The following is a 26,270-nucleotide window of genomic DNA, read 5'->3' as shown; positions in this document are numbered from 1 at the left end:
TTCACTGTTAGGCTTTTTTTGCAGCGGAATTTTATTACTATAATCGGTTCGGAATAAAAACTATTTCTTTGGATTGTCTTTTAACCATAGCTGATTGACAATTTTTAATTCGCGTAGCTCTTCTGCCATAATCGCTTCACTGATACCAGGATATTTTATCCTTGCATAGCTATATAACACGATACCTAAGACGGTCCAGCCAAAGAAAATCCACCATTCAACAGCGGTCAACGCAGATGGCATACCTGGCATATAGAGCATCAATAAACCAAAACTTAGCACAATCGTCAGCATACCGACCAGTTTACCTGCTGGTATTCTAAACGGACGAACCATATCAGGCTCACGGTAGCGCAGTACTAAGAATGAGATAGCGACGCAGGTGTAAGCGATAACGATACCAAAACCACCGGCATCGACAATCCAAACTAACATTTTGCGACCAAATAACGGCGCAAGCGTCGCCAGACCACCGATTAATAAAATGGCATTTGATGGTGTTTTATATTTGGGGTGCAATTTACCTAAAAAGGCTGGCAACATATGTGCTCTGGACATCGCATATAGCAGACGACTACCACCGATTAAGAAGGCGTTCCAGCTGGATAAAATACCCAGCACACCGCCAATCACTAACAAAATACCCGCCCATTTGCCCTGCCATGCATTGGTCATGGCATCAGCAGTAGCGAGGGTTGAGTTCTCTGCTTGTACCAGTGGCAATGTTGTGCCCACACTCCACGCAATACCCACATACCACATCACCGCAACGATAATCGAGATAATCAAAAATTTGCCAATATTGGGGCGCGTTAAATCAATCTCTTCTGCTGCCTGCGGGATAACGTCAAAGCCGACAAACATAAACGGCACCATAACAATAACCGCCATTATACCGCCGATACCACCTATAAAGGCTGGCGCTTGTACTGAATTCGAGCTTTCAGGATTAAACAGTACCGCACCGATAAACAATAACGTACCGACGAATAAAATGCCTAATACGGCCGTTTTTTGGAACCAAGCACTGACTTCCATACCGCGGATATTGAGCCACGTTACAATGACGGAGCCCAGCATACCGACCCCGACCCAAGTGGCGTACACATCCCAGCCAGCGATGGTCCAGAGGTAGCCTTGGTTATAATTGGGGATAAAATATTCTACGACTGTAGGGAGTGCGACCGCCTCAAACGCGACCACTGAGAAGTAACCAAATAGAATACTCCATGAGCAGATAAAGGAGACATTGACCCCTAATGCGCGATGGGTATAAGTGTGCTCACCGCCGGTGACTGGCATCGATGCGGCAAGCTCAGCATAAGTCACCCCAATCAGTATCACTGCCAGTCCGCCTATCAAGAATGCCAGCATCGCACCCCACGTACCAGCAGACAAAATCCAACCACCCGCTAAGACGACCCAGCCCCAACCGACCATCGCCCCAAATGCCAACGCGATAACGTCTAGCGTCCCTAAAGATTTTTTTAATTCAGACATAATCTACTCCTTGTCCGTGTTTAATCCATGTGAATCTTTTGCTCATTACACCTAGAGTGACATGTATTTTATATAACAGGATTTATGTAACAGGGCATCGCCCCTCATGTTTATCTTTCCATACTTCTCGACTGAGAAGCTTGATAATGTTTTTATATATCGATAGCAGAGACAACAACGGCGTCTTGACTTGCAAGGCGCCGTTGTAAAACCACCGCTCAAAGCAGGACTGTCATCATCCAAACTTTAAGCATCCATTATTGTTAAATATTAACGCCTTTAAGCAGTCAAAATACCTTTGATAATATCAAGGCCTTCTTGGAGCACTTCATCTTCAACCGTTAGTGGCACCATCACGCGAATGGCGTTACCGAACATGCCACAAGAGGCTAATAACAGACCTTGCTCAAATGCTTTGGCTTTTAAATTGGCCGTTGCTTCAACATCAGGCTTGCCATCACTGTCGATTAGCTCAAACGCTAACATCGCGCCTTTATGACGAATATGACCGATGCTGCTTAAGTTTAAACCCTTTAAGAAAGCTTCGATTTTATCGCCAATCTCAACACTACGCTCAAGTAGATTTTCTTCTTCGATAACTTCCATAACTGCCAATGCAGCCACACAAGCCAGTGGGTTACCAGAATAAGTACCACCCAAACCGCCTACTTGCGGCGCATCCATAATATCAGCGCGGCCGATAACGGCAGAAATAGGATAACCACCCGCCAAGCTCTTGGCACTGGTCATTAGGTCCGGCTCAACGCCCAACTGCTCACTGGCGAACAACGTACCGGTACGGGCAAAACCACACTGTACTTCATCAAAAATCAGCACAATGCCATACTCATCGCAAATCTCGCGCAAGGCTTTGGCAAACGATGGCGTCACTTGATGGAAACCGCCCTCACCTTGTACTGGCTCGATAATCATCGCCGCCACTTCACTTGGGTCGATATCCGCTTGGAAAATCATCTCAAGGCTATGCAATGCTTGTGCTTCAGTGACATTTAGCTCTTCAGCTGGGAATAGCGCATGGAATACAGGTCCTGGCATCGGACCAAAGTTCTTTTTGTATGGTAATACTTTACCCGTTAGGCTCATGCACATTAGCGTGCGACCATGCCAACCGCCAACGAAAGAGATGACACCCGGACGACCGGTTTTTGCACGAGCAATCTTGATACAGTTTTCAACGGCTTCAGCGCCAGTGGTCAAAAAGAAGGCTTTGGTATCACCGCTGATAGGGGCTTTTTGGCAAAGCTTTTCAGCAAGCTCAACATAGCATTCATAGTTAATCATTTGCGCGGCAGTATGGGTAAATTTGTCTAGCTGCTCATGCACACGCTGAGTGATTTTTGGATGGCTGTGACCGGTATTCAATACTGAGATACCGCCGACGAAGTCGATATAACGGTTGCCTTCAATATCCCAAACTTCCGAGTTTTTTGCTTTTTCGGCAAAGATAGGAAAGGCAACGCCAAGTCCTGTTGGCAAAACCGCTTTACGGCGCTCAAGTAATGATTGATTGGTAGTAGTCATAAGAATATCCTTTTCTTTCTTCTTTACGTAGATGCCAGTGATGTGATGGCGGTTTATAAAATAAGGTTTAGCAATATTGGAGATTCCTGCTGCTGAATCCCGTTAAATACTGGTTAAAAATTAAACGGTTAAAACATAAAATAGCTAACTATTAGCTCCAGCTATTAACTAACATCAGAGCACCAGTATTTGGTCACAACATATTCTTCGATGCCGTATTTTGAACCTTCGCGGCCAAAGCCTGATTGCTTAACGCCGCCAAATGGTGCGACTTCGGTAGAAATAAGACCGGTATTATGACCGATAATGCCGTACTCTAAACCTTCGGTGACGCGCCATGAGCGTGCATAACTGCCACTGTAGAAATATGCAGCCAACCCATAAATAGTATCGTTGGCTTGACGGATGACGTCGGCTTCATCTTTAAAGGTAAAGATAGTGGCGATAGGACCAAAGATTTCTTCGTGGGCGATATCCATGTCACTGCTGATATCGGTAATTACCGTTGGGTTATAAGTCAGCTCTGATGCGCCGTTGGTGCTGCCGCCCGTGATAAGGGTTGCGCCTTTATCTAACGCATCTTTTAGCAGTGCCTGCACTTTTTCCAAGGCTTTTTTATTAATTAGCGGACCGATATCGACGCCTTCGTCCATGCCATTACCGACATTAAGCTCAGCGACTTTTTTCACAAATACGTCTAGGAATTTGTCTTTGATACTGTCCTGCACGTAGACACGGTTGGCGCAAACACAAGTTTGACCCGCGTTACGATATTTAGAGGCGATTAAGCCTTCAGCGGCTTTTTCAAGATCGGCATCATCAAAGACGATAAATGGCGCATTGCCGCCGAGCTCTAATGACAGTTTTTTGATGGTTGGGGCGCATTGAGCCATCAAGGTGCGACCGACTTCGGTAGAGCCGGTAAATGATAGTTTATGAATGCGTGCATCGCCGGTTAGGATATCGCCGATGACTGATGATTTGCCAGTGACGACTTGGATAACGCCCGCTGGAATACCCGCTTGCTCAGCCAAGGCAGCCAGTGCCAAGGCAGAAAATGGCGTTTCGGTTGCAGGTTTGATAATCATGGTACAGCCTGCCGCTAGTGCAGGGGCTGCTTTACGGGTAATCATCGCTGCAGGAAAATTCCAAGGCGTGATAGCCGCGCAAACACCCACAGGCTGTTTTAGGATGACATGGCGCAGCTGTGCTTGATTGGCAGGGATAACATCGCCGTATACACGCTTGCCTTCTTCAGCAAACCAGCGGATAAAGCTATTGGCATAGCCAACTTCCCCGCGTGACTCGGTTAAAGGTTTGCCTTGTTCGGCGGTCATAATGATGGCCAAATCTTCTTTGTTGGCATCGATAAGGTCTGCCCACTTTTGTAGTAGCTCAGCGCGCTCTTTTGGGGTTTTGGCTGCCCACGTGATTTGCGCCTCATGAGAAGCCGCAACCGCATCATTGACATCGTCGGTCGTCAGGCCTGGCACGCTACCGATAATCTCGCCATTAAAAGGATTGCTGACGTCAATGGTCGCGTCATCACTAGCACCGTGCCAGCCATCTTTGATGAAGCATTGCTGTCTGAGTAAGTCTGGGTTTGATAGCGTTAGCGTATGTGGCAGTTGTGACATGTTGACACTCCTTGTCAATGTTATTTTGCAGATAGGGTTTGCAGATTTATAGCGATAAAAAACCCAACAATAAATAAAAGGTTATGACTCAAATAATTATTGATAACTTGTTATTTGTTCAATATACTGAACATCTATTCTATATATGAGACATCATTATAAGAATGATGGACGCATATTTGCAACCCCTATTATCAACTTTGTGATGATTTAGCACTTTATTTTGATGTTTTTTTAATTTTACCGACTTTATAGGTTCCTTATGAGCACCACTGCCGTTCCTGCTTTGGACAAAACTTTTCAGATTTTAGATTTGATAACCGACAGCGCCCAGCCTTTGACAGCGGCTCATATTGCCAAGGAGCTTAACCTGCCGCGCAGCTCAACCCACAACATTTTGCAGAGTCTTTTGGCTAAGCATGTCATCTATAAAGACAGCGATAGCCGCTTTCATTTGGGCTCATATTTGATGTATTGGGCGGGCAAATATGAGCAGCAGCAAGGCGTTATCCAGCTATTTAAAGACCTTATTGTCCAGTATCCTACCCTGCTTCAGCATACGGTGACTTTATCCAAACTCGATTTTGGTGAAGTGGTGTTTTTGGCCTGTCATGAAGCGCCGGCTCCGCTCGGCTTTACTTTCCGCGCTGGTGTGCGCGTGCCGGCAGTATTTTCTGCTACCGGTAAAGCCATGCTTTCCACCTTTTCTATGGACAGCATAAAGTCCATCTATGCCAGCGGTTTCCCTACGCCTATTACCCAGCATGGTGTCGATAACTTTATCGATTTGTCCACTGAGCTGACGGCTATCCAAAACAGTCGCATCTCTCTTGACGATGGGCAACTGCGCGAAGGCATGTATTGCCTTGGCACGTATATTCGTAATGCGTCAGGCAACGCGGTTGCGGGTATGGCGGTCAGCTTTTTGCAAGCAGAGTATGAATCCAAACGAGCTGAGGTCAGTGCTGTCCTGATTGAATTGGCAGAGCAGATTGAGCAGCGTTTGGGCTTTATTTCTCATCAATAAGGCCTAAACGCTTTTCGTTAGGTCCTTGTTTATTTTCAATCATTTCAGTTATTCTGAGGATAATTGCTAATCTTCTGAAATCAGCCCTGATAAAAATGCTTGCAAATTCTCATTGAGCTTTTGCAGGTAATAACCGCCTTCGACCAAGACAATTAACGGTTTGTTTAACGCTTTCAGCTTTTGCGCCAACACGGTAAATCCTTCGGTAGTGACCGCACATCTGGCTTCTGGATCGTCTTTATACACATCAAAGCCCAACACATGAACGATGACATCAGGGTCAAATAGCGTCATCGCCTCGATAGATTTATCAACATAGTTAAAAAACCCAGCTTCATCGGTGCCATGTGGCATCGGGAAGTTAACGTTATAACCTTCACCCGCGCCTGAACCCCTTTCAAACTCATGACCAGTGACGGCTGGATAAAAGTTAACTGGATCACCATGAACCGAGGTATAGAGCACATCACTGCGCTCGTAGAATATCTCTTGGATACCCTGACCGTGGTGCATGTCGGTGTCTATAATGGCGATTTTTGCGTATTTCTGCCGCAGATGTTCGGCGATGATGGCGGCGTTATTTAGATAACAAAACCCGCCCGCCGCGCTCTTGCGCGCATGGTGACCAGGCGGCCGTGAAAAGCAAAGCTGGATATTATTTTGCCCACGCTCAGCACTTAATACATCTTCATTTAATAAGGCCTCAGCAGCATTTAGCGCCGTTTGTGCCGACCAGTAAATAGATGTCCAAGAATGCTCACTGATGGGCGCACTATCATCGGCCTGATATTTAGCAGCCTTTGCCATGATGCCGATACCAGGATTGTCATACGGCACAAAAATCCCTGTTTGCACTTGTGCGCCCAAATCTTCCTCAACAGCCATCCATTCAGCATAGCCATGCTTGAGAAAATCTACGTAACCAAAATCATGAACCGCCAATATTGGCCCCATTCCGATATCGGTGGCAGTGGTTACCTCTAAACCTAGTGCCGCTGGAGCCTTTAGCAACTCGACCATGCGCTCTGGTATCTCTAACGGCTCATGCATCTTGCCATAAGAAAAATACGGTAATGGTCTATGCAAACTGAGGTTTTCATGGCTATATATTTTCATGCTTAACATTCCTTTGTTTAACATTTTTTTCCAATGGTGCTTGTTTCTGATGATGCTTAACTAAACAATCCCATCGGCTTTAAGCTTGGCTATCATGTCGCTGTCATAGCCCAAATCAGCAAGCGTACTATCGGTATGCTCGCTCAATTGCGGTGGCGGCGTACGATAGGTAACCGGTGAGGTGGATAATTTAATCGGATTCCCAAGGGCACGAACAGGGCTGCCTTGTTTGGCAAAATCAACCACCATCTCACGTGCCAGCGCTTGCGGCATGGCCAATGCTTCAGCGATATTATGAATCGCCCCACAAGGAATACCGGCGTTATCTAACACCTCTAACCAATAGGCGCGTGGTTGCTCGGCAAATTTCTTGGTCAATTCATCACAAAGTAGCTCACGATTGGCAACGCGTTGTGGATTGGTCGCAAAACGGCTGTCACTATGCCAATCAACGCCCAACACAGTGCAAAGCTTGGCAAACTGACTGTCATTACCACAGGCTAAGATAAAGTGCGACGCGCCTTGAGTCGCAAATACTTGATAAGGGACGATATTGGGATGCTGATTGCCGAGTCTAGGCGGGACTTTATCTGATGCCAAATAATTCATACCAACGTTGGCGAGCATCGCAAGCGCACTATCAAGCAATGCCACATCGACATGCTGCCCAAGTCCCGTATTTTGACGCGCTAATAAGGCCGCTTGAATACCTATGGTCAGCTGCAATCCTGCGAATAAATCGACGACTGCCACACCCACCTTATGCGGTTCACCATCGCTTGGACCGGTGATACTCATCAGCCCTGACAAGCCTTGAATAATATAGTCATAACCGGGGCGCTTGGCGTCTGGACCGGTTTGACCAAAGCCCGTCAATGACGCATAAATAAGGCGCGGGTTGTCTTGTTTTAGACTGTCATAATCTAAGCCGTATTTTTTCAGCCCGCCAACTTTAAAGTTTTCAACGACGATATCGCTATCAGCGACAAGCTGCTTGATAATGGTTTGTCCGGCAGGCGTGGTGATATCGACGGTGAGGGATTTTTTATTGCGGTTAATAGTGGCGTAATAAGCGGAGGTATCATCACTGAATTTTGGCGGCGCCCAATGACGCGTTTCATCACCAATATGTGGACGCTCAACCTTGATGACTTCGGCACCCAAATCTGCAAGTACTTGAGTACAAGAAGGACCGGCCAATACTCTCGATAAGTCGAGCACCTTAATACCGTGTAATGCACCTTTTGCCATATCAGTCATAATCTTCCCTTATTATGTAACTTATTCTTTGATAAAAATTTGATAAAAAATTGCCATGTATCATTTAGCTTTTACTGTCTTTTCTTTAATGCCTTAATACCTTTTAAGAATAGGCACTGCTAAATAAATGATGCATAACAACGATGGATGAAAACAATGCCTAAAAACAATGCTTACAAACTCAGAAACGCACGTTCCTGTTTATAACAGCTTATAAAAAGCCAAACAGTAACGTACGTTAATGGTCTAAAAACTGGCTAGCATTGATTAGCTAGCACTTATTAATAAAACGCTTGAATACCAGTCTGCGCACGACCTAGGATAAGCGCATGAATATCGTGCGTACCTTCATAAGTATTGACCGCTTCTAAGTTCATCACATGACGAATAATGTGGAACTCATCCGAAATACCGTTGCCGCCATGCATATCACGAGCAATACGCGCAATATCGAGCGCCTTACCGCAGTTATTACGCTTAATCAGTGAAATCATCTCAGGCGCAGCATTGTCTTCATCCATCAGACGACCAACACGCAATGCCGCTTGTAGACCCAAGGTGATTTCTGTTTGCATATTGGCAAGTTTCAACTGTACGAGCTGCGTTGCGGCGAGCGGACGACCAAACTGCTTACGATCTAGCGTGTACTGGCGTGCTGCTTTCCAGCAGAACTCAGCCGCACCCATTGCACCCCAAGCGATACCGTAACGGGCTTTATTTAAGCAACCAAACGGCCCTTTTAGACCACGGATATCTGGGAAAGCATTGGCTTCAGGGACAAATACCTTGTCCATAACGATTTCACCGGTAACTGAAGCACGTAGTGAAAACTTACCTTCAATCTTCGGCGCTGATAACCCTTTCATACCTTTATCTAAAACAAAACCGCGAATCTCACCGGCATCGTCCTTTGCCCAAACGACAAACACATCAGCGATAGGACTGTTGGTAATCCACATTTTATTACCCGTCAGCTCATAACCGCCATCAACCGCGCGTGCACGGGTCGACATCGAGGCAGGATCTGAGCCTGAATCCGGCTCAGTCAGACCAAAGCAGCCAACATATTCGCCAGTAGCAAGCTTAGGCAGATATCTCTCTCTTTGCTCTTCGGTGCCGTATGCCCAAATAGGATGCATGACCAAGCTTGATTGCACGCTCATCGCTGAACGGTAGCCAGAGTCAACGGCTTCGATTTCTTTCGCAATCAGACCGTAAGCAACACTAGATAAACCGGCACAGCCATAACCTTCAATCGTTACGCCAAGCAAGCCCATCTCACCCATTTGACGCATGATATTACGGTCAAAGTTCTCGTTACGATTGGCTTCTATAATGCCAGGCATCAACTCTTTTTGAAAAAACTGACGGGCGCTGTCCGTGACCATGCGCTCTTCATCAGTCAACTGGTTGCGTAATAAAAACGGATCTTCCCAATCGAAACTTGGACGCGTAGATGTTGCCATGTGGATCTCCTTGATGTCAGTCTTCCTGACCGACGAGTAGTGATTAATAAGTAAATTGACTGCACAGGTTATTGACTTGCTTATTCCGCTGTGCGAAACTTAGTTTCATAATTTAAATCTATTTAAGCAAAGTTTTACCGCGCTGTAAACCTTTATCAAAAAAAATGAGCATAAAATGACAAAAAATGTATCGGCAGCTCTGCCACTACTCGATCGAATGACCACCATTCTTGAGCAAAGTAAGGACGATAATGACCGGCAGTTTGTCACCGCACTGGGGCGTGGACTGACTTTATTGGCAGCCTTTGAACAGCATGAGCAGCTCAGTCATCAGCAATTGTGTCAAATGACTTCCTTGCCAAAAGCGACCATCACCCGTCTTATTCATACTTTGATGACGCTTGGATTTTTACGCATGACCGAGCATGGACAATATCAATTAGGCAGTAGCGCGGTGAGACTCAGCGCAACGGCGTGGAGTCGTCACGACATGGTGGCGGCAGCTGAGCCGTTGCTACGACAGTTTGCCAGTAGCAATGAAGTATCGGTGAATTTAGCAACCGAAGTCGAAGGAGAAATGCGCTATCACGCTTGTTGTCGTAGCCCTGCTCGCCTATCGGTAAATTTGCAAGTTGGCTCGGCAGTGCCCGTCGCCCGTACTGCTATTGGGCGCGCTTTTTATGCGGCCAGCTCGCCAGCAAGACAGAGTGTGATTCTTAGTAATTTACAACAGCACTTATCTACAGAAGATTATAAACACGCGCAGTTGGCTTTATCTGATGCAGAAGAGCATTATAGATTGCATGGTTATACGGTATCAGACGGTGAGTTTTCTACCGACATATTGGCCGTAGCCGTTGGTGTCTTTGATGTTGCCACTGGGCAGTATGCGTATTCGCTCAATGCCAGTGTGCCGAGTGCCAACTGGCAAGCGGAAGAATATGCAGCGATGATTGTGCCAAAATTGCAGGCGTTGGCTGAAAAGATTGGACGCGGTATTTAAACGCTTATTTGGCTAATAAGCCGTTTATGCCATGCTAAAACCTTTAAAAACGGCATTATCACGTCATTATTAGCAAGCCGTTACTCAATTAATATGGAGCCGTGATATTATAGGCGTATGATGTACGCCATCAATTTGAGCCCCTGCCTTTATCGTCAGTGTTTAAGTTGGTGGCGCTTTAATTTGTTTTAATGAGTATTATCCAATCTTTTTATACTGAATAATGAATAGCGGCAAAGTTACGAAATAACTTTCTGCCGCATTTTTAATTCCAATGTTTTACTGTTGAGTATCGTTATGCCCCAATCTCGTACCAATTTGAATCCAGAATCAAAAACCAGTTCTCCTTATTTAGTCGGCGTATTTTTGCGCTATAGTACCTTTGCTGCCGCGGTCTTGCTGTTTTTAGCCGGACTGTTACTGACGAATTGGTGGCTAATCATTCTTGGCGGCTTCGGTGTGTGCTTGGGGATTTACGATATCACACAGTTAAAGCACGCTATTTTGAGAAACTATCCGGTTGCCGGCCACATCCGCTACGTGCTCGAAGACTTCCGCCCTGAAATTCGCCAATATTTATTGGAAAACGATAAAGAACAAGTGCCGTTTTCACGCCAACAGCGCGCGCTGGTTTATCAACGTGCCAAAAATGTCAGTGACACCAACGCCTTTGGTACGCTAGACAATTTATACGCCCATGATAAAGAGTGGTTTTTACAATCTGCCGTCAGCCAGCCGTTAGAAAACAAAGATTTTCGCATCGTGGTCGGTGGCGATCGTTGTAAGCAGCCGCATGATATGTCGGTATTTAATATCTCGGCAATGAGCTTTGGTAGTTTATCTGCCAATGCCATTATGGCGCTCAACCAAGGCGCGAAGATGGGCGGCTTTACCCATGACACCGGCGAAGGTGCTATTAGCCCTTATCACCGTAAATTTGGTGGTGATTTGATTTGGGAGCTCGGCACCGGTTATTTTGGTTGCCGTGATGCTCAGGGTAATTTTGATCCGCAGTCGTTTGCCGAAAAAGCTGTTGACCCGCAAGTGAAAATGATTGAGATTAAACTCTCACAAGGCGCCAAACCCGGTCAAGGCGGTGTGTTACCCGCCGAAAAAATCACCCAAGAAATCGCTGATACCCGTGAAGTACCAACCGGTCAAGATTGCGTGTCGCCCTCTTCGCATAGCGCTTTTAGCACGCCGCGCGAGTTGGTTGGTTTTTGGCAGCAGCTACGTGACTTATCAGGCGGCAAACCTGTCGGCTTTAAGCTATGCGTAGGTCAGCCGTGGCAGTTTATGGCGATTGTTAAAGCCATGATTGAGACCAACAACTATCCTGATTTTATCGTGATCGATGGCGCAGAGGGCGGCACAGGTGCAGCGCCCGTTGAATTTATGGACAACGTCGGTATGCCAATGGTTGAAGGGTTTTTATTGGTACACAATACCTTGGTTGGCGCCGGTATCCGTGACAAGATTAAGCTTGGCGTCAGTGGCAAAATCGTCTCAGGCTTTGATATTGCGCGCATGATTGCGCTTGGCGCTGATTGGTGTAACTCAGCGCGCGGCTTTATGTTTGCCGTTGGTTGTATTCAATCACGCTCGTGTCATACCAACACTTGTCCAACAGGGGTTGCCACCCAAGACCCGTATCGCCAAAAAGCACTCGATGTGCCAAGTAAAGCTGAGCGCGTGGCAAGCTTCCATAAAAATACCCTTAAATCACTCGCCAGCATCGTTGGCGCGGTTGGCCTCCAGCATCCAAGCCAATTACAGCCTTATCATATTGCGCGCCGTTTAGATAACGGACAAATTAAGCTATTATCGAAATTCTTTTACTTTGCTGACCAAGGCGCACTGCTTGCGCAAAACGCTCGCGCCGACGTCTTTAACCAAATGTGGGTCATGGCAAATCCTGATAGCTTCCTTGCCAATAACGATGCGCTGATTGCTTATAATAAAGATTCGCGCGATAGAGGCAAAGAAACCAGCGCGCCGACCACGAAACACCCAGATGATTCAGTAGACATCATCGATGGTGGCATGTTAATTGGCAACGTCAATAATACTTTTCGCGACTTACCCCATACAGATGACTAAGTGGATAAGCAAATAAGCGACAAAATATGGTAGAAGCATTACAATAGATAACTTCTGTCCACCTGCCACAAGGCAAGTCATTGATGCCAAGCGCCATTTTCACTTTATCCCAAACTCTTTTGACGGCAGCGCTGATTGCATTAAGCATCAGCGCCTGTCAGCCGACAGACCACACAAATGATAGCAGCACTGATAATGGCAACAAGCACTGGTCATGCCAGTCGCAAAACGCGCCCTTTACTTATAGCGCTTGTCGTATCGACGCGCAAACGTTATCAGACCCTCGCTATTCTTTACAGCTGTTTTGGCAGCAAGCAAATAGCAGTGCTAATAACACCCAGCCGCTGCTGACTTTTGATACTTTGTTAGCGACATTACCGTCTGAGCAAACGCTGAATTTTGCCATGAACGCCGGTATGTATAATGAAAATTATGCGCCAATTGGCTACACCGTCATCGAAGGTAAAGAGCTGCGGGCGTTAAATATTAAAGAAGGTGGCGGCAACTTTCACTTATTGCCCAATGGCGTTATGTGGTGGGATAAGTCTGGTAAGGTGCAGGTTACTGAAAGTAATGCTTTAGATAAGCAGCTCAAAAGTGGTACAGCACAGCCTTGGTATGCGACGCAATCCGGTCCCATGCTGGTCATCAATAATGAGATTCACCCGCAGTTCAACCCTGACAGCACCTCGATTAAACTGCGTAATGGTGCCGGTGTTTGCAGTGACGGCAGCCTACAATTTGTCAATAGCGAAGAGCCTGTGAGCTTTTATCAATTTGCCACCCTGTTTAAGGATGATTTAAACTGTCCAAATGCATTGTTTTTAGATGGCGGCATTGCTTCGGCATTGTATGCACCGACTATCGATAAGCATGATAAAAAAGAGATGGGCGTTATGATTGGGCTGATAGAAACAAAAAATTAGAAAAGAAAAGGTATAAACGAAAAATAGAAAGAAAAAATAGCCGCTATATTTTATAACGGCTACTTTTATGCGTGTTTCAATAAGAAATAAAGCAAAGGATTCTTATAGTTATCCGTTAGCGCGCCAAATAAGTGGTCATGTCTTCCATGCCATGCAAGGTCATCGGATACATTCTATTGTCGAATAGTTTTTTAATCTCGACGATGGTTTGGGTATATTGCCAGTACGCGGGGTTTTCAGGATTAAGCCAAGCGACTTTATCAAAATGCGCCAGCACCCGCTTCAGCCAAACGATGCCCGCCTCATTATTCATATACTCAACACTACCGCCAACTGTCATCAGCTCATAGGGCGACATCGATGCATCACCAACGAAGATAACGCGATATTCACGGCCGTATTTATTGAGCAGCTCAAAGGTAGGCATCGGTGCACTATGGCGACGATTATTATCCTTCCAAACATAATCATATAAACAGTTATGAAAGTAAAAAAACTCTAAGGTTTTAAATTCATTCTTCGCTGCAGAAAACAGTTTTTCTAATGCCTCTACATGGATATCCATACTACCACCGACATCAAACAGCATAAGTACCTTGACGCGGTTACGGCGCTCAGCTTGCATATGAATATCGAGCATGCCTTTTTTGGCGGTGCGCTTGATGGTCTCATGAATGTCTAGCTCATCCGCGCTACCGGTACGCGCAAACTGGCGCAGATTACGCAGTGCCATTTGAATTTGGCGCGTACCAAGCTGATTATCATCATCGAGGTTGCGATATTTTCGCTGCTCCCAAACTTTGGCAGTGCTACGTTTACGCGATTCACCGCCGACGCGCACCCCTTCTGGATGGTCGCCATAGGCACCAAATGGTGATGTCCCACCTGTACCGACCCATTTACTGCCGCCTTGATGACGCTCTTTTTGCTCTTTAAGACGCTCTTCAAGCGCTTTCATCAACTCCTCTAGCGAGCCGTATTTTTTTAGCAAGCGCCGCTGCTCTTCGGTCAGATTTTTTGGGTCGAGCTTTAAATCGAGCCATTCTTTAGGGACGTCCGTCAACTTGGCCAACAGCTCGTCCATATCAAGGCTATCCACCCCTTCAAAATAGTCTGCCATGGCGCGGTCAAACTTATCAAAATGGCGCTCGTCTTTAACCATACAGAGGCGAATCAGCCGATACATATCCTCGCGACTGGCAAAGGTAGATAGCTTTGGATCCTCAGGATGCGGCTGCATCATCAGCCCCTGATCTAACGCAGCGTTTAGGTCAAGCAGCTCACGGGTACTGACGGGCACGCCGTAAGTACGTAGGGTATAGAACAATTTGATAAACATAAGACACGTATCACTTATTGGCTGACATTATTATCTGGCGACGTTGCTGATATGGTTACGAATAAAGCCGTTTCATTGGCTTTAATCATGACAAAGGGTCTGTCGCTTAGCGACGCATCATATTGGCAAAACGCTGCAATAAGTTGACATCGGCTTCATTCTTAAGCAGTGCACCATATAATGGCGGGATAGACTTTTCGCCGCGCAAGTTTTCTTCCAGCTCTTCTTGTGCCATATCATCGGCCAATAATAACGTTAACCAATCAACCAATTCTGACGTTGAGGGTGGCTTTTTAAGCCCTTGAACATTACGTAGCTTATAAAAGATATCTAATGCATCATTGACCAGCTTTTCTTGAATATCAGGGAAATGCACCTCAATGATTTGACGCATGGTTGCTTCTTCTGGGAAGTCGATATAATGAAAGAAACAACGACGCAAAAACGCATCTGGCAGCTCTTTTTCATTGTTTGAAGTGATAATGACTACAGGACGCTGCTCGGCGGTGATGGTCTCGCCCGTCTCATAAACATAAAATGACATCTTATCCAGCTCATGTAGCAAGTCATTGGGGAACTCGATATCAGCTTTATCAATCTCATCAATCAATAACACACTGCGCTCTTTACTGGTAAAGGCATCCCACAATTTACCCGGCTTGATATAGTTACCAATCTCATAAACCTTATCATCACCCATTTGCGAATCTCGCAAGCGCGATACCGCATCATACTCGTACAAACCTTGCTCAGCTTTAGTGGTTGATTTGATGTGCCATGTAATCAGCGGCATACCCAGACTCTCTGCTACTTCTTCAGCCAGTAACGTCTTACCGGTGCCCGGTTCGCCTTTGATAAGCAGCGGTTTTTGCAAAGTCATCGCTGCGTTGACTGCCAATTGCAAATCGTCGGTAGCGATATAGCTTTGCGTACCGGTAAAGGTTTTCTTGGTTTTATCGGTCGTATTTGTCATAAACTAAGTCTCAGTTATTGTTATACATTACAGGGATTAAGGGGCAATTGGTGAATAAGAAATAATGAATTAGACTAGCACAGCTGCCTTAATTGCCAAAATACTCATGCGTTCGCAGTTGCTAACAAATATTACTGATATCGTTTTAATAGTCATTAATTACTTATATCCTCAATCGGCAAAAAATGCTTTTACATAAAAAAAGACACGCATGGTGTCTTCTATTTTAACTAATGAAGCTTAATTCTACTTTAAAGCTTATCAGATTGATCACTATCCGCTTGCTTCAATGGCTTATTGTCTTTTTTTAAACTGACTTCAGCTGCAGGCTTATTTATTTCCGTCTTAGCCATTTCGGGTTTAGTCATTTCGGGTTTAGTCACTAATGCTGAATCAGCAGACGGCTCTGCTAAACCAGCATTGTCTGTTAAGTAATTACCCGTGGTTAGCTGCATCGTCGCTTGCGTATCTTCTGCCGTTCGGCTACGGGCTTTATCTAAGCTTGACTCAAACGCGCCGCGAATCAGTTGCCAAACAAAACCCACAAACAAGCCGACGACCAATACCACCAATATCGGCAACATATTAGCAATCGCGCCAGCCGTGTCTTTCATCATAATGGCATAGACGACACTGATACTGGCCGGTGCAATCACGCTAGGGTCGCCAAGCGCTGTACCGGGAGCTAATAAAACAGCGAAGAGCATCATCCAGCTCATACCGCCAAGTGGACGCGGCAAAACCCGAGCAACCAGCAGCCAAAGTATCAAGACGATGATGACACCGCCCAAATACGCATACATGGGTAGGTCTGCGGCTGGAACGTCTTTTACCAGCTGCCCCCACCAAATCGCAATCTCGCCGAGAATGTCACTGATGGCTTCCAATGGTAAGCTGTGTAAGATACTTTTAAACCAGTCCATACGTGTTTGGTTACCTGCATTTATCACCGGTGACACGTTATGTGTCTAGCGGTATAGGGTACGTTCTGTCGTACTAAAAATAGGGCCGACTACATCATCGACATCTGTACTGAATAGGCTGCTAGTTTATCACGACTTCTAAATAAAGTGCATGCTGACCACTGTTTGGTAACGTTTTTTATCAATTGGCCGCATCGCCAGTTGGCTTGTTATTAGCACCGATTATGACTGTTTATGACTGGCTGCCACTTGGCCACTGACCTATAGTTACCTTCAGTTGCCGTTAATTGCCTTATAAAATAAGACACATTATAAAAGAAGCTTGCGATATAACTTAAAAGAAATACTTTAAAACAAGCGCATTAATCGTAGATATTGTCTTGTGCTTCACGGGCACGCAACTCGGCTTGGCGGCGCATAACATCTTGCGGCGGCATTTGTACAAAATAGCCTTGTGATTGTAATTTCGCCAATACTTCTTCTTTATCAACACGAGCAAGCGTTGCCGTAGTTGCCAAATCTAGATGCATGACAAACTGACTGCGCCCTAAGCCTGCACGGAAGTCTTTTGGTAATACGCCAAGCCAGTCTTTAATCTCGTCGGTATCGTTAGGATAATCAGGACGAGCAATATAGACATACATATCATTGTGTTTGGGAAATTTGTAAATATCGCAATGCATAAAGGGCACCTATTGAGCACGAAAGGTTAAAAACCATCAATTAAAACAGTTATCAAATGACTGGTATTAAATAGCTTAAATGAAATGAATGAGGAATATGGGAATAATAGTTGCTAGCCTAGCATAATTTGCCTGACTTTCAATAGTGGCTTTGCGTAGCAGGCTTTAACGAGATGGCTTTTGATTGCCTTATGTTGCTTTGTACAGGCGCAAAAATTGGCTTTTTTAGCGGTTTATTTGCCTAAATATCTCTAAAAAAGCGCATTTTGTTTAAATTATTCACTTTAATCCATGCGGTGGCTTGTAAAAAAACCATTAACCTTTCATAATAAAAGCGTTTTTCAGGAGAGAGTCTTGGGCACGATGTCAGATGCACTTATTTAATGAGTTGCGTTGATAGTTGTAACAAGACCACCGAAGGCGCATATACCCTGCCAATCGCTCAGGTAAAAGGACTGAAAAACACATGCCACGACTGTTTCGCTGTCTACCGTCAATCGCGTAGCACACCCAAACACAAGGCATAACAAATCTGGAGAGCGGTAAGGACGGACGACGCCTTACCCACCGAAGGGGAGAAAATGCGACATCATTGCTATTTTTTTGCAAATAGATGCTTAAAAAAAATGATGGTTCGTGTTGAAAATCTCAGGTTACAGGACAGATAGGGCTTTTGCTTAAACCGACGTTCAGCGTTGGTTTGGCTTACTGCTTTATCTTTTTTTTCTGTGCTACCCTTGGTTGCAATGCTTGCACCCTGCAATATTGCTTCTCGCTACTATGATACTGCACATCGCTCATTACTCTACCGAGTACGACTGATGTACACATAAGGATTTGTTATGACCGACACTCAAAACACCAGCTCTCAAAGCACAAGCACTTCAGCTCCTAAACGCACGCCTCTTTACCAGTCTCACGTTGATAGTGATGGCAAACTGGTGGATTTTTCTGGTTGGGAATTGCCAATCCATTATGGTTCACAAATCGAAGAGCACGAAGCGGTACGTACCGATGCCGGTATGTTTGATGTCTCACATATGGTCGTCGCTGATGTTAAAGGCGCTGACGCTAAAGCATGGCTACAAAAGCTGCTTGCCAATGATGTTGATAAACTAAAAACCGTCGGTAAAGCGCTATATTCTGGCATGCTCAATGAGCAAGGCGGCATCATCGATGACTTAATCGTTTACCTGATGAATGCAGACGCTACCGAATACCGTATCGTCTCAAACGCTGCTACTCGCGATAAAGACATGGTACAGTTTGAAAAAGTCGCTAAAGGCTTTGACATTACCATCACCGAGCGTCCAGAGCTGGCGATGATTGCGGTACAAGGACCAAATGCGGTTGAAAAACTGGCGCAAGTTAAACCGAGCTGGGCGGATACCTTGGCGGGACTTAAGCCTTTCGTTGGTGCTGATTTAACAGACATCGAAGGCACAGATTGGTTCGTTGCTCGTACCGGCTACACGGGTGAAGATGGCGTCGAAGTGATTATGCATGGCGATGATGCTCCAGCGTTCTTTGAGCAATTAAAAGCCAATGGTGTCAAACCTGCTGGCCTTGGGGCGCGTGATACCTTGCGTATGGAAGCGGGCATGAACCTTTATGGTCATGATATGAATGAAGAAACCAGCCCTTATGAGTGCAACATGGGCTGGACGCTGGCGCTAAAAGACGAACGTGATTTTGTCGGTCGTGCAGCCTTAGTAAGCAAGCGTCAGCAAGCAAAAGACGACAACACCGCCATGAAACAAGTCGGCTTACTATTGACGACGCGCGGCGTATTGCGTGAAGGCATGACCGTCACCATCAATCAAGGCACGGACAATGAGCAAACTGGCCTCATTACCAGTGGCACCTTCTCCCCTAGCCTAAAAAATTCGATTGCGATTGCCCGTGTCCCTGCCAGCTTATCAGATGACGATAGCGTTCAAGTCGATTTGCGCGGCAAAGGTAAGTTTGTCGATGTACGTGTGCTTAAGCTACCGTTTGTCCGTAATGGCAAGCAGCAGTTTGACTCTTAGTCATTATAAATTCTATTATTAGCTTCCACTATTTTTGTTAACCATCCTCTATCACTTAGGAGAGAGACCATGAGCAATATCCCAGCAGAACTAAAATACATCGCCAGCCACGAGTGGCTACGCCTAGAAGACGACGGTACTATCACTGTTGGTATCACTGACCATGCTCAAGACCTATTGGGTGACGTGGTGTTTGTTGAATTGCCAGACGTGGGTGATATCATCGCTGTTGATGACGAAATCTCAGTCGTAGAATCAGTAAAAGCGGCCTCTGACGTTTACGCGCCTCTCTCAGGTGAAGTCGTTGCCATCAACGAAGCATTAGAAGATGATCCAGAAATCATCAACTCTGACCCATACGGTGAAGGTTGGTTCTTTAGAATGAAGCCTGACAACATCGCTGACTACGAAGCGCTGCTAACTGCTGATGAGTACGAAAACGAGCTGTAATATCAGCTTTGCTTTCTTGCTGAAAAGCGCTATTTGACTGAAATGAAATATCGCTATTTGCAATCTTAAAAATGTAGCTTGAAAAATGTAACTTGCTATGACAGATATTGGCGTCAGCTGATATCTGTACGCTTTTTTAACCTATTTATCGCTCAATTGACTACTGCCAACCGCTATTCGATTTACTCGTATTAACCACTTGTCAGACACTATTGAAAAGTTGCACTCAATACTGACCTAAGTTGATCATTCAATCCCCAGTATGGATTCTAATATGACCTCTAGCACTGACCTTAAAGACAATACTGCGACGCCTACTCATACCCCGCAGCTGCAAGCGTTTCGCGAAGTGGTTGAATCACGTCGTTCCGTTCGTCGCTTTACCGACACAAAGATACCTGATGAGGTGTTAGCAGATTGTCTGCGTTTGGCCATGCTAGCACCGAACTCGAGTAATCTGCAGCCGTGGGAATTTTATGTGATTGATGATGCGGACAATCGCACGCGCGCGGTAAAGAACTGCATGAATCAAAACGCAGCAAAAACCGCCGCACGCTTGATTGCAATCGTTGCTCGTACGGATGTCTGGCAGGATCACGCTCAGCAGATATTGCGCGAATACCCTGATACACCCGTACCCAAAAAAGTCAAAGACTACTACACCAAAGTCGTGGCCATGGACTTTTTACGCGGACCAGTTAACGTAATATCAGCGGCAAAATGGAGTGCCACTCAAGTATTTAGACGCGTAAAAGGTCCCATCAAGTCGCCTTACTATACTTTTGAAGACACCAAAAACTGGGCCACCAACAATACCGCCCTTGCCGCTGAAAACTTAATGCTGGCCCTACGCGCGCACGGTTTTGATAGCTGTCCGATGGGCGGCTTTGATGAGCCTGCTATGAAACGCTTATTAAATTTAAGTAACGACCAGCATATCATTATGATGATTGGTGCTGGTGAGCGCGCTGATAATGGCGTCTACAACACCCAGTTCCGCTTTAACCAAGAGCAGTTTGTCCATTACGTCTAAAACTGTAAGCCGTCATTAGTTATTGTTACTAGTTATTATTTATTATTTATTTTAGCCATCCCTTTATTACTCCCTTAACCAAGGACTCTCATGACTATTTCTCAAAACCCAACGTTTGATACCTTTAAAGGTTTATTCAACGAAGCTGAATTTGTCTATCGTCATCTAGGCTCAAATGAGACCAAGCAAGCTGACCTGCTCAGCGCAGTTGGCTATAAAGACATGGCAAGCTTCATCAACGATACCGTGCCTGAACCAGTGCGCTTACATAAAGAGCTAGACTTGCCTGTGGCGATGAGTGAGCATGCCGCGCTTGCTAAATTACGTACCATGGCAGACGACATCACGGTTAATAAGAGCTATATCGGTCAAGGTTACTCGCCTGTGCGCATGCCAGCGGTGATTCAGCGTAATGTGCTTGAAAATCCAGGTTGGTACACCGCTTATACCCCTTATCAAGCTGAAATCGCCCAAGGTCGTCTAGAAGCATTGCTAAACTTCCAGCAAGTTTGTATTGATTTGACTGGTTTAGAGATGGCTGGCGCGTCATTACTTGACGAAGCAACGGCTGCGGCAGAAGCGATGGCCATGTCAAAGCGTGTCAGTAAAAGCAAATCAAATCAGTTTTTTGTTGATGACCGTATCTATCCACAAACCTTAGACGTCATCAATACTCGTGCCAAATATTTCGGTTGGGAAGTCGTGGTCGGTGATTTTGAAACCGCCAAATCAGGTGATTATTTTGGGGCTATTTTCCAATACGTCGGTGTTGAAGGCGATGTAAAAGACTTAACCGACGTTATCGCGGCGGTAAAGAAAAATAAAACCTACGTCAGCGTTGTCAGCGACATCATGAGCTTGGTGCTGTTAAGATCACCAGCCGATATGGGCGCAGACGTGGCATTGGGTAGCACCCAGCGTTTTGGTATTCCAATGGGCTTTGGTGGTCCACATGCTGCTTATTTTGCCTTCTCTGATAAAGCCAAACGCTCAGCACCTGGTCGTATCATTGGTGTCTCAAAAGACTCACAAGGCAATACTGCATTACGTATGGCACTGCAAACCCGCGAGCAGCATATCCGCCGCGAAAAAGCCAACTCAAACATCTGTACCTCACAAGTATTGCTTGCTAATCTAGCGGGTATGTATGCGGTGTATCATGGTCCAGGTGGCGTGAAGCGTATCGCGACTCGTATCCATGCGTTTGCGACTGCCTTTGCAAATGTTATTAAACAAGCTAACGACAGCAATCTAAATGTGGTACATGAGCAGTTCTTCGACACGGTTGTTATTGATTGTGGTTCAGAGAAGCTGGCGACGCAGATTTTTGAAAATGCGGACAATGTTGGTTATAACTTATGGCGTTTGGGCGACAGTAAGCTTGGCGTTGCGTTCAGTGAAATCAGCGATGAGCAGGACTTTAATGTCTTAACTCAGCTATTTGTTAGTAAATCACACGATTTACCTGAAGCGGCTAACGTGTCACTTGATAGCGTCCACTTGCGTACCGATGACATCTTGAGCCATCCAGTCTTTAACTCGCATCATACCGAACATGAAATGCTGCGCTACTTAAAATCGCTTGAAGATAAAGATTTGGCGATGAACCGTAGTATGATTTCACTTGGTAGCTGTACCATGAAATTGAACGCGACCAGTGAGATGCTACCGATTACGTGGCCTGAATTTGCCAATGTGCATCCATTTGCACCGCGCGATCAAGTCACCGGTTACATTGCGATGATTGATAGCTTGCAAGAGCAACTGAAAGCCATCACAGGTTTTGATGAAGTGTCTATGCAACCTAACTCTGGCGCTTCAGGTGAATATGCTGGCCTATTAGCAATTCGTCGTTACCATGAGTCATTGGGTGAAACGGATCGTGATGTTTGCCTAATTCCAATGTCAGCGCACGGTACCAACCCTGCTACCGCCATGATGATGGGTATGAAAGTAGTCGTGGTCAAAACCGATGACAACGGTAACGTAGACATCGACGACTTGACGGCTAAATGTGAAGAACACAGCGCCAATCTAGGTGCCTTAATGATTACTTATCCATCGACGCATGGTGTGTTTGAAGAAGGCATCCGTCATATTTGTGATTTGATTCATAAGCATGGCGGTCAGGTCTATATGGATGGCGCCAACATGAATGCGCAGGTCGGCATGATGCAGCCTGCTGATGTCGGAGCAGACGTACTGCATATGAACTTGCACAAGACTTTCTGTATCCCACATGGCGGCGGCGGCCCTGGCATGGGCCCTATCGGAATGAAAGCACACTTAGCACCATTTATGGCCAACCATACGTTGAGCCCTGTGCATAATGCGCAAAATGATTGCTCAGCGGTATCAGCAGCACCTTATGGTTCAGCAAGTATCTTACCTATCTCATGGATGTATATTGCCATGATGGGACGCGATGGTCTGCTAAAAGCAACCGAGCTTGCGCTGTTAAATGCCAACTATGTTGCCAGCCAGCTTAAAGACCACTACCCTGTTCTTTATACCGGCAAAAACGGCCGTGTCGCTCACGAATGTATCATCGATATTCGCCCATTGAAGGAAGAAACTGGCATCACTGAAAGCGATATTGCTAAGCGCTTGATGGATTATGGCTTCCACTCACCAACGATGAGTTTCCCAGTAGCGGGTACTTTGATGATTGAGCCAACTGAGTCTGAGTCAAAAGAAGAGTTAGATCGTTTTATCAGTGCGCTACAATCTATCAAAGCTGAAGCAATGAAAGCCAAAGCTGGCGACGATGGTTGGACGTTAGAGGACAACCCGTTGGTCAATGCACCGCACACCGCGGCGATGATTACCAGCAGCGAATGGTCGCATCCGTACAGCCGTGATACGGCGGCATTCCCGCTGCCTTACATTCGTGCCCATAAGTTCTGGCCGAGTGTGGCACGTGTTGATGACGCTTATGGCGATAAGAACCTTATGTGCTCTTGCCCAAGTATCGAAAACTACATGTAATCGTATTTTTCGATAAATCATAAACAGTTTTTTATAAAAAAAACCTCCAAGTCAGCAGCTGATTTGGAGGTTTTTATTTTGCCTTTATTAACCAATAACTTAAGAAATAACGTCATTAGTATTTAAATGACCAGTAACAGCCTAATATAATAAAACATCAATAAATTAATTTTTGGATAATGACATGCAACAAAAAAGTCGCGTTATTCTGATTCATGGTCTGCATCAAAGCGCTTGGATTATGCGACCATTGGCCAAACGCTTGCAAGCGGCAGGATTTGACACCCACCAATATGGCTATCGCAGTATGCGTGATGGCATCAAAACCAATAGCGCCCGTCTAAATAGCTGGCTAGAAAATCATCATCATCCAGACCAACCAATCGATTTGGTCGGTCATAGTTTGGGCGGTTTGATTGTTCGTGATTTTGTTAACGAATATCCGCAATGGCAAATTGGACGCTGCGTAACACTTGGGACACCGCATTTAGGGAGTGTTTGTGCAGATTATATTTGGCGCTTGACGCCAGCTGTAGTAGGGCGCTCGTACGTCGATGCGCTAGATGGCACGGTCGCATCCTTACCGGAGCATATTACCTTAGGCGTGATTGCCGGTAATCGTCCTTATGGCTTAGGGCAGTTATTTTTGCAGTATCATAATCGCAAACTACGTAAGACAAATAACATGCCATCAGCAGAACATCTGCTCCACGATGGCACAGTATATATAGAAGAAACCAAAATAGAGACCGCAACTGACCACATTGTCTTGCCCGTCTCTCATACGGGTATGCTGGTCGATAAAGCAGTTGCAGAGCAGACTCAATATTTTTTACGACACGGACAATTTAACCATAACAAGCTTAAAGAGTTATAAATGTTAAGCACTTATAAACCCTACTATTTATCGCTTAGCGAACATTAATACCCATCCCCTGTTGTAACTCGGTTTTATGTTCCTCAATCACTGGAATCAAGGTTTGCATCACCCACTTATTGCGCCAGCCTTTTAACCCTTCAGGCAGCTCGCTTATTTCCTTATCAAAAGCAATCACTTCATAGAGCTGTGCCAGCCATTTTTTACGCATCAATACATTAGCAGGCACGCCGATTTTTTCTGCTTGCTTGTCTATCGCGTGTTGTACTGCTTTTGGCAGTACTTTGTTTTTCGAGCGATACGGTGGTAATAGGCAGTCTGGATGCTCAGCAGGATGCAGGTTTTTGGCTTCTTTAATCACCTTTAACAGCTCTTCACCATATAGGCGCAGCATACTACGGTGCATCGTGGTTTTGTGCGCAAGCTCACGCATGCTGCTTGGCTTTTCGGTGATAATCTCACGCACTGCTTGTTTTTTAATGACAAAGGTACGCGGCTGATTGGTCGCCCGTGCCAGCTCCTCACGCCATGTTGCCACTGCTTGTAGTATCGCCATTTGCTCAGAGGTATAACGATAATCCGCCATCGTTAGATACATCTCATCATCTTCAACGTGCTGCGCGTCATACAAATCACTGGCATACAGCTGGCAGTCCGCCCACACGTATTCAAACAGCCCTTGCTTTTTCAGCTCGTACTCAAGGCTTAGATAAAGCGCTGGCAAAAATCGCACGTCATCTATCGCATATTGCTCTTGCTCATCTGATAGCGGACGCTGTAGCCAGTCTGATTGGCTTTGTTCTTTATCGATGTGCATATCTAATTGGTCATCAAGCGCCTGCTGATAGCCCATTTGCAGCTGACCTGTCAAATATGACAGGGCAATTTGCGTATCAAAGATATTGGTCAATGGCGGACAACCAGACAGTAGATAAAAAATCCCCAAATCCTCGCCGCAGGCATGCCAAATCGCCACATCCACTTTCATCAGCGCTTGCCACAGCTCAGCCAATTGCAGTTGCGGGGCATCTAACAAATAAATATGATCACCCACATTTAACTGCACCAATGCCAAGCGCGGATAATAGGTATCGCGCTTGATAAACTCGGTATCTAACGCTACCCGCCCGCAAGTTGCCAAGGCATCGATAACTTCCTTTAAACCATCTTGCTGACGTACCCAAGTGACTGCAGCTTCATCGGCGATATCTAGCAGTGCATCGATATCTGGCTCGGGTGGCAAATCTGTGGGCGCTACCTCGTTATTGACTGATGGTTTTGAGGGCTCATCATCAGTAGCAGCAGTAGTATTGTCTGAGAGGTTTGATTGGGTGGCAGCAGTTGAAGCTGTTGAAGCATGGTTGGACACGGGCAGATACCTGCATAAATAGGAGAAA

20 protein-coding genes and 2 riboswitches are annotated in these 26,270 nt (G+C 45.7%); of the genes, 9 read left to right on the top strand and 11 right to left on the bottom strand.

The window, feature by feature from the left end:
• Positions 1 to 60: 60 nt before the first annotated feature.
• From B3Q63_RS08235 to B3Q63_RS08225, 3 genes are all read right to left on the bottom strand, one after another.
• Complete coding sequence (locus tag B3Q63_RS08235) at positions 61 to 1,500, bottom strand: APC family permease (protein WP_201625390.1); 1,440 nt, start codon at positions 1,498 to 1,500, stop codon at positions 61 to 63.
• Between the two features lie 279 nt (positions 1,501 to 1,779).
• The gene (gabT, locus tag B3Q63_RS08230) at positions 1,780 to 3,042 is read right to left on the bottom strand and encodes a 4-aminobutyrate--2-oxoglutarate transaminase (protein ID WP_296175632.1); all 1,263 of its coding nucleotides are present in this window, start codon (positions 3,040 to 3,042) and stop codon (positions 1,780 to 1,782) included.
• A gap of 164 nt (positions 3,043 to 3,206) precedes the next feature.
• Positions 3,207 to 4,679 (bottom strand): NAD-dependent succinate-semialdehyde dehydrogenase, encoded by a 1,473-nt coding sequence (locus B3Q63_RS08225; RefSeq protein ID WP_296175630.1) that lies wholly within the window; start codon positions 4,677 to 4,679, stop codon positions 3,207 to 3,209.
• 262 nt (positions 4,680 to 4,941) lie between these two features.
• Between B3Q63_RS08225 and B3Q63_RS08220 the strand changes: the two genes are divergently transcribed.
• Positions 4,942 to 5,706 (top strand): IclR family transcriptional regulator, encoded by a 765-nt coding sequence (locus tag B3Q63_RS08220; RefSeq protein WP_290188748.1) that lies wholly within the window; start codon positions 4,942 to 4,944, stop codon positions 5,704 to 5,706.
• 66 nt (positions 5,707 to 5,772) lie between these two features.
• Here the strand turns inward: B3Q63_RS08220 and B3Q63_RS08215 are convergent, their stop codons facing one another.
• The 3 genes from B3Q63_RS08215 to B3Q63_RS08205 all read right to left on the bottom strand — a co-directional run bounded on the left by B3Q63_RS08215 (position 5,773) and on the right by B3Q63_RS08205 (position 9,548).
• Positions 5,773 to 6,822: a histone deacetylase family protein gene (locus B3Q63_RS08215; RefSeq protein ID WP_296175628.1), complete on the bottom strand. Its 1,050-nt coding sequence runs from the start codon at positions 6,820 to 6,822 to the stop codon at positions 5,773 to 5,775.
• Positions 6,823 to 6,882: 60 nt separating this feature from the next.
• Positions 6,883 to 8,082: a CaiB/BaiF CoA transferase family protein gene (locus tag B3Q63_RS08210; RefSeq protein WP_296175626.1), complete on the bottom strand. Its 1,200-nt coding sequence runs from the start codon at positions 8,080 to 8,082 to the stop codon at positions 6,883 to 6,885.
• A gap of 281 nt (positions 8,083 to 8,363) precedes the next feature.
• Positions 8,364 to 9,548, bottom strand: coding sequence for an acyl-CoA dehydrogenase (locus tag B3Q63_RS08205; RefSeq protein ID WP_201628941.1), 1,185 nt, complete (start codon positions 9,546 to 9,548; stop codon positions 8,364 to 8,366).
• 175 nt (positions 9,549 to 9,723) lie between these two features.
• Between B3Q63_RS08205 and B3Q63_RS08200 the strand changes: the two genes are divergently transcribed.
• From B3Q63_RS08200 to B3Q63_RS08190, 3 genes are all read left to right on the top strand, one after another.
• Positions 9,724 to 10,551: an IclR family transcriptional regulator gene (locus tag B3Q63_RS08200; RefSeq protein ID WP_296175623.1), complete on the top strand. Its 828-nt coding sequence runs from the start codon at positions 9,724 to 9,726 to the stop codon at positions 10,549 to 10,551.
• A gap of 297 nt (positions 10,552 to 10,848) precedes the next feature.
• Entirely contained in the window at positions 10,849 to 12,651 is a 1,803-nt protein-coding gene (locus B3Q63_RS08195) for an FMN-binding glutamate synthase family protein (protein ID WP_201565116.1), read from the top strand.
• Positions 12,652 to 12,734: 83 nt separating this feature from the next.
• Positions 12,735 to 13,577 (top strand): phosphodiester glycosidase family protein, encoded by an 843-nt coding sequence (locus B3Q63_RS08190; protein WP_296175619.1) that lies wholly within the window; start codon positions 12,735 to 12,737, stop codon positions 13,575 to 13,577.
• Between the two features lie 115 nt (positions 13,578 to 13,692).
• Here B3Q63_RS08190 and B3Q63_RS08185 read toward each other — a convergent pair whose 3' ends face one another.
• From B3Q63_RS08185 to B3Q63_RS08170, 4 genes are all read right to left on the bottom strand, one after another.
• Positions 13,693 to 14,916 carry a vWA domain-containing protein gene (locus B3Q63_RS08185; RefSeq protein WP_296175618.1) on the bottom strand — a complete coding sequence of 408 codons (1,224 nt, stop codon included), beginning with the start codon at positions 14,914 to 14,916 and terminating at the stop codon, positions 13,693 to 13,695.
• 106 nt (positions 14,917 to 15,022) lie between these two features.
• Positions 15,023 to 15,889, bottom strand: coding sequence for an AAA family ATPase (locus tag B3Q63_RS08180; protein WP_296175616.1), 867 nt, complete (start codon positions 15,887 to 15,889; stop codon positions 15,023 to 15,025).
• 251 nt (positions 15,890 to 16,140) lie between these two features.
• Complete coding sequence (locus B3Q63_RS08175) at positions 16,141 to 16,812, bottom strand: hypothetical protein (protein WP_296175613.1); 672 nt, start codon at positions 16,810 to 16,812, stop codon at positions 16,141 to 16,143.
• A gap of 362 nt (positions 16,813 to 17,174) precedes the next feature.
• Complete coding sequence (locus B3Q63_RS08170; RefSeq protein ID WP_201565121.1) at positions 17,175 to 17,495, bottom strand: YcgL domain-containing protein; 321 nt, start codon at positions 17,493 to 17,495, stop codon at positions 17,175 to 17,177.
• A gap of 332 nt (positions 17,496 to 17,827) precedes the next feature.
• Positions 17,828 to 17,963, top strand: a riboswitch (glycine riboswitch).
• A gap of 54 nt (positions 17,964 to 18,017) precedes the next feature.
• Positions 18,018 to 18,169: riboswitch (glycine riboswitch) on the top strand.
• Between the two features lie 168 nt (positions 18,170 to 18,337).
• On the opposite strand from B3Q63_RS08170, the gene gcvT reads away from it, so the two are divergent.
• From gcvT to B3Q63_RS08145, 5 genes are all read left to right on the top strand, one after another.
• Positions 18,338 to 19,525, top strand: coding sequence for a glycine cleavage system aminomethyltransferase GcvT (gene gcvT, locus B3Q63_RS08165; protein WP_296175611.1), 1,188 nt, complete (start codon positions 18,338 to 18,340; stop codon positions 19,523 to 19,525).
• Positions 19,526 to 19,594: 69 nt separating this feature from the next.
• Positions 19,595 to 19,975, top strand: coding sequence for a glycine cleavage system protein GcvH (gcvH, locus tag B3Q63_RS08160; protein WP_144297111.1), 381 nt, complete (start codon positions 19,595 to 19,597; stop codon positions 19,973 to 19,975).
• Positions 19,976 to 20,249: 274 nt separating this feature from the next.
• Positions 20,250 to 21,008: a nitroreductase family protein gene (locus B3Q63_RS08155; protein WP_296175607.1), complete on the top strand. Its 759-nt coding sequence runs from the start codon at positions 20,250 to 20,252 to the stop codon at positions 21,006 to 21,008.
• 90 nt (positions 21,009 to 21,098) lie between these two features.
• Complete coding sequence (gene gcvP, locus B3Q63_RS08150) at positions 21,099 to 23,996, top strand: aminomethyl-transferring glycine dehydrogenase (protein ID WP_296175605.1); 2,898 nt, start codon at positions 21,099 to 21,101, stop codon at positions 23,994 to 23,996.
• Between the two features lie 184 nt (positions 23,997 to 24,180).
• Positions 24,181 to 24,873 carry an esterase/lipase family protein gene (locus B3Q63_RS08145; RefSeq protein ID WP_296175603.1) on the top strand — a complete coding sequence of 231 codons (693 nt, stop codon included), beginning with the start codon at positions 24,181 to 24,183 and terminating at the stop codon, positions 24,871 to 24,873.
• A gap of 34 nt (positions 24,874 to 24,907) precedes the next feature.
• Here B3Q63_RS08145 and B3Q63_RS08140 read toward each other — a convergent pair whose 3' ends face one another.
• The gene (locus B3Q63_RS08140; protein WP_296175601.1) at positions 24,908 to 26,242 is read right to left on the bottom strand and encodes a ribonuclease D; all 1,335 of its coding nucleotides are present in this window, start codon (positions 26,240 to 26,242) and stop codon (positions 24,908 to 24,910) included.
• Between the last annotated feature and the right edge of the window lie 28 nt (positions 26,243 to 26,270).

It is taken from the genome of Psychrobacter sp. UBA2769 (assembly GCF_002352555.1).
GTDB classification, from domain to species: Bacteria; Pseudomonadota; Gammaproteobacteria; order Pseudomonadales; family Moraxellaceae; genus Psychrobacter; species Psychrobacter maritimus.
Note: the sequence above shows the minus strand (reverse complement) of the source record. Positions and strands in the feature narration are given on the sequence as shown.

What these genes read in the sequence shown, in the direction of transcription:
- B3Q63_RS08235 (WP_201625390.1), bottom strand. Translation starts at nt 1,500, where the DNA reads ATGTCTGAATTAAAAAAATCTTTAGGGACGCTAGACGTTATCGCGTTG.
- gabT (WP_296175632.1), bottom strand. Translation starts at nt 3,042, where the DNA reads ATGACTACTACCAATCAATCATTACTTGAGCGCCGTAAAGCGGTTTTG.
- B3Q63_RS08225 (WP_296175630.1), bottom strand. Translation starts at nt 4,679, where the DNA reads ATGTCACAACTGCCACATACGCTAACGCTATCAAACCCAGACTTACTC.
- B3Q63_RS08220 (WP_290188748.1), top strand. Translation starts at nt 4,942, where the DNA reads ATGAGCACCACTGCCGTTCCTGCTTTGGACAAAACTTTTCAGATTTTA.
- B3Q63_RS08215 (WP_296175628.1), bottom strand. Translation starts at nt 6,822, where the DNA reads ATGAAAATATATAGCCATGAAAACCTCAGTTTGCATAGACCATTACCG.
- B3Q63_RS08210 (WP_296175626.1), bottom strand. Translation starts at nt 8,082, where the DNA reads ATGACTGATATGGCAAAAGGTGCATTACACGGTATTAAGGTGCTCGAC.
- B3Q63_RS08205 (WP_201628941.1), bottom strand. Translation starts at nt 9,548, where the DNA reads ATGGCAACATCTACGCGTCCAAGTTTCGATTGGGAAGATCCGTTTTTA.
- B3Q63_RS08200 (WP_296175623.1), top strand. Translation starts at nt 9,724, where the DNA reads ATGACAAAAAATGTATCGGCAGCTCTGCCACTACTCGATCGAATGACC.
- B3Q63_RS08195 (WP_201565116.1), top strand. Translation starts at nt 10,849, where the DNA reads ATGCCCCAATCTCGTACCAATTTGAATCCAGAATCAAAAACCAGTTCT.
- B3Q63_RS08190 (WP_296175619.1), top strand. Translation starts at nt 12,735, where the DNA reads ATGCCAAGCGCCATTTTCACTTTATCCCAAACTCTTTTGACGGCAGCG.
- B3Q63_RS08185 (WP_296175618.1), bottom strand. Translation starts at nt 14,916, where the DNA reads ATGTTTATCAAATTGTTCTATACCCTACGTACTTACGGCGTGCCCGTC.
- B3Q63_RS08180 (WP_296175616.1), bottom strand. Translation starts at nt 15,889, where the DNA reads ATGACAAATACGACCGATAAAACCAAGAAAACCTTTACCGGTACGCAA.
- B3Q63_RS08175 (WP_296175613.1), bottom strand. Translation starts at nt 16,812, where the DNA reads ATGGACTGGTTTAAAAGTATCTTACACAGCTTACCATTGGAAGCCATC.
- B3Q63_RS08170 (WP_201565121.1), bottom strand. Translation starts at nt 17,495, where the DNA reads ATGCATTGCGATATTTACAAATTTCCCAAACACAATGATATGTATGTC.
- gcvT (WP_296175611.1), top strand. Translation starts at nt 18,338, where the DNA reads ATGACCGACACTCAAAACACCAGCTCTCAAAGCACAAGCACTTCAGCT.
- gcvH (WP_144297111.1), top strand. Translation starts at nt 19,595, where the DNA reads ATGAGCAATATCCCAGCAGAACTAAAATACATCGCCAGCCACGAGTGG.
- B3Q63_RS08155 (WP_296175607.1), top strand. Translation starts at nt 20,250, where the DNA reads ATGACCTCTAGCACTGACCTTAAAGACAATACTGCGACGCCTACTCAT.
- gcvP (WP_296175605.1), top strand. Translation starts at nt 21,099, where the DNA reads ATGACTATTTCTCAAAACCCAACGTTTGATACCTTTAAAGGTTTATTC.
- B3Q63_RS08145 (WP_296175603.1), top strand. Translation starts at nt 24,181, where the DNA reads ATGCAACAAAAAAGTCGCGTTATTCTGATTCATGGTCTGCATCAAAGC.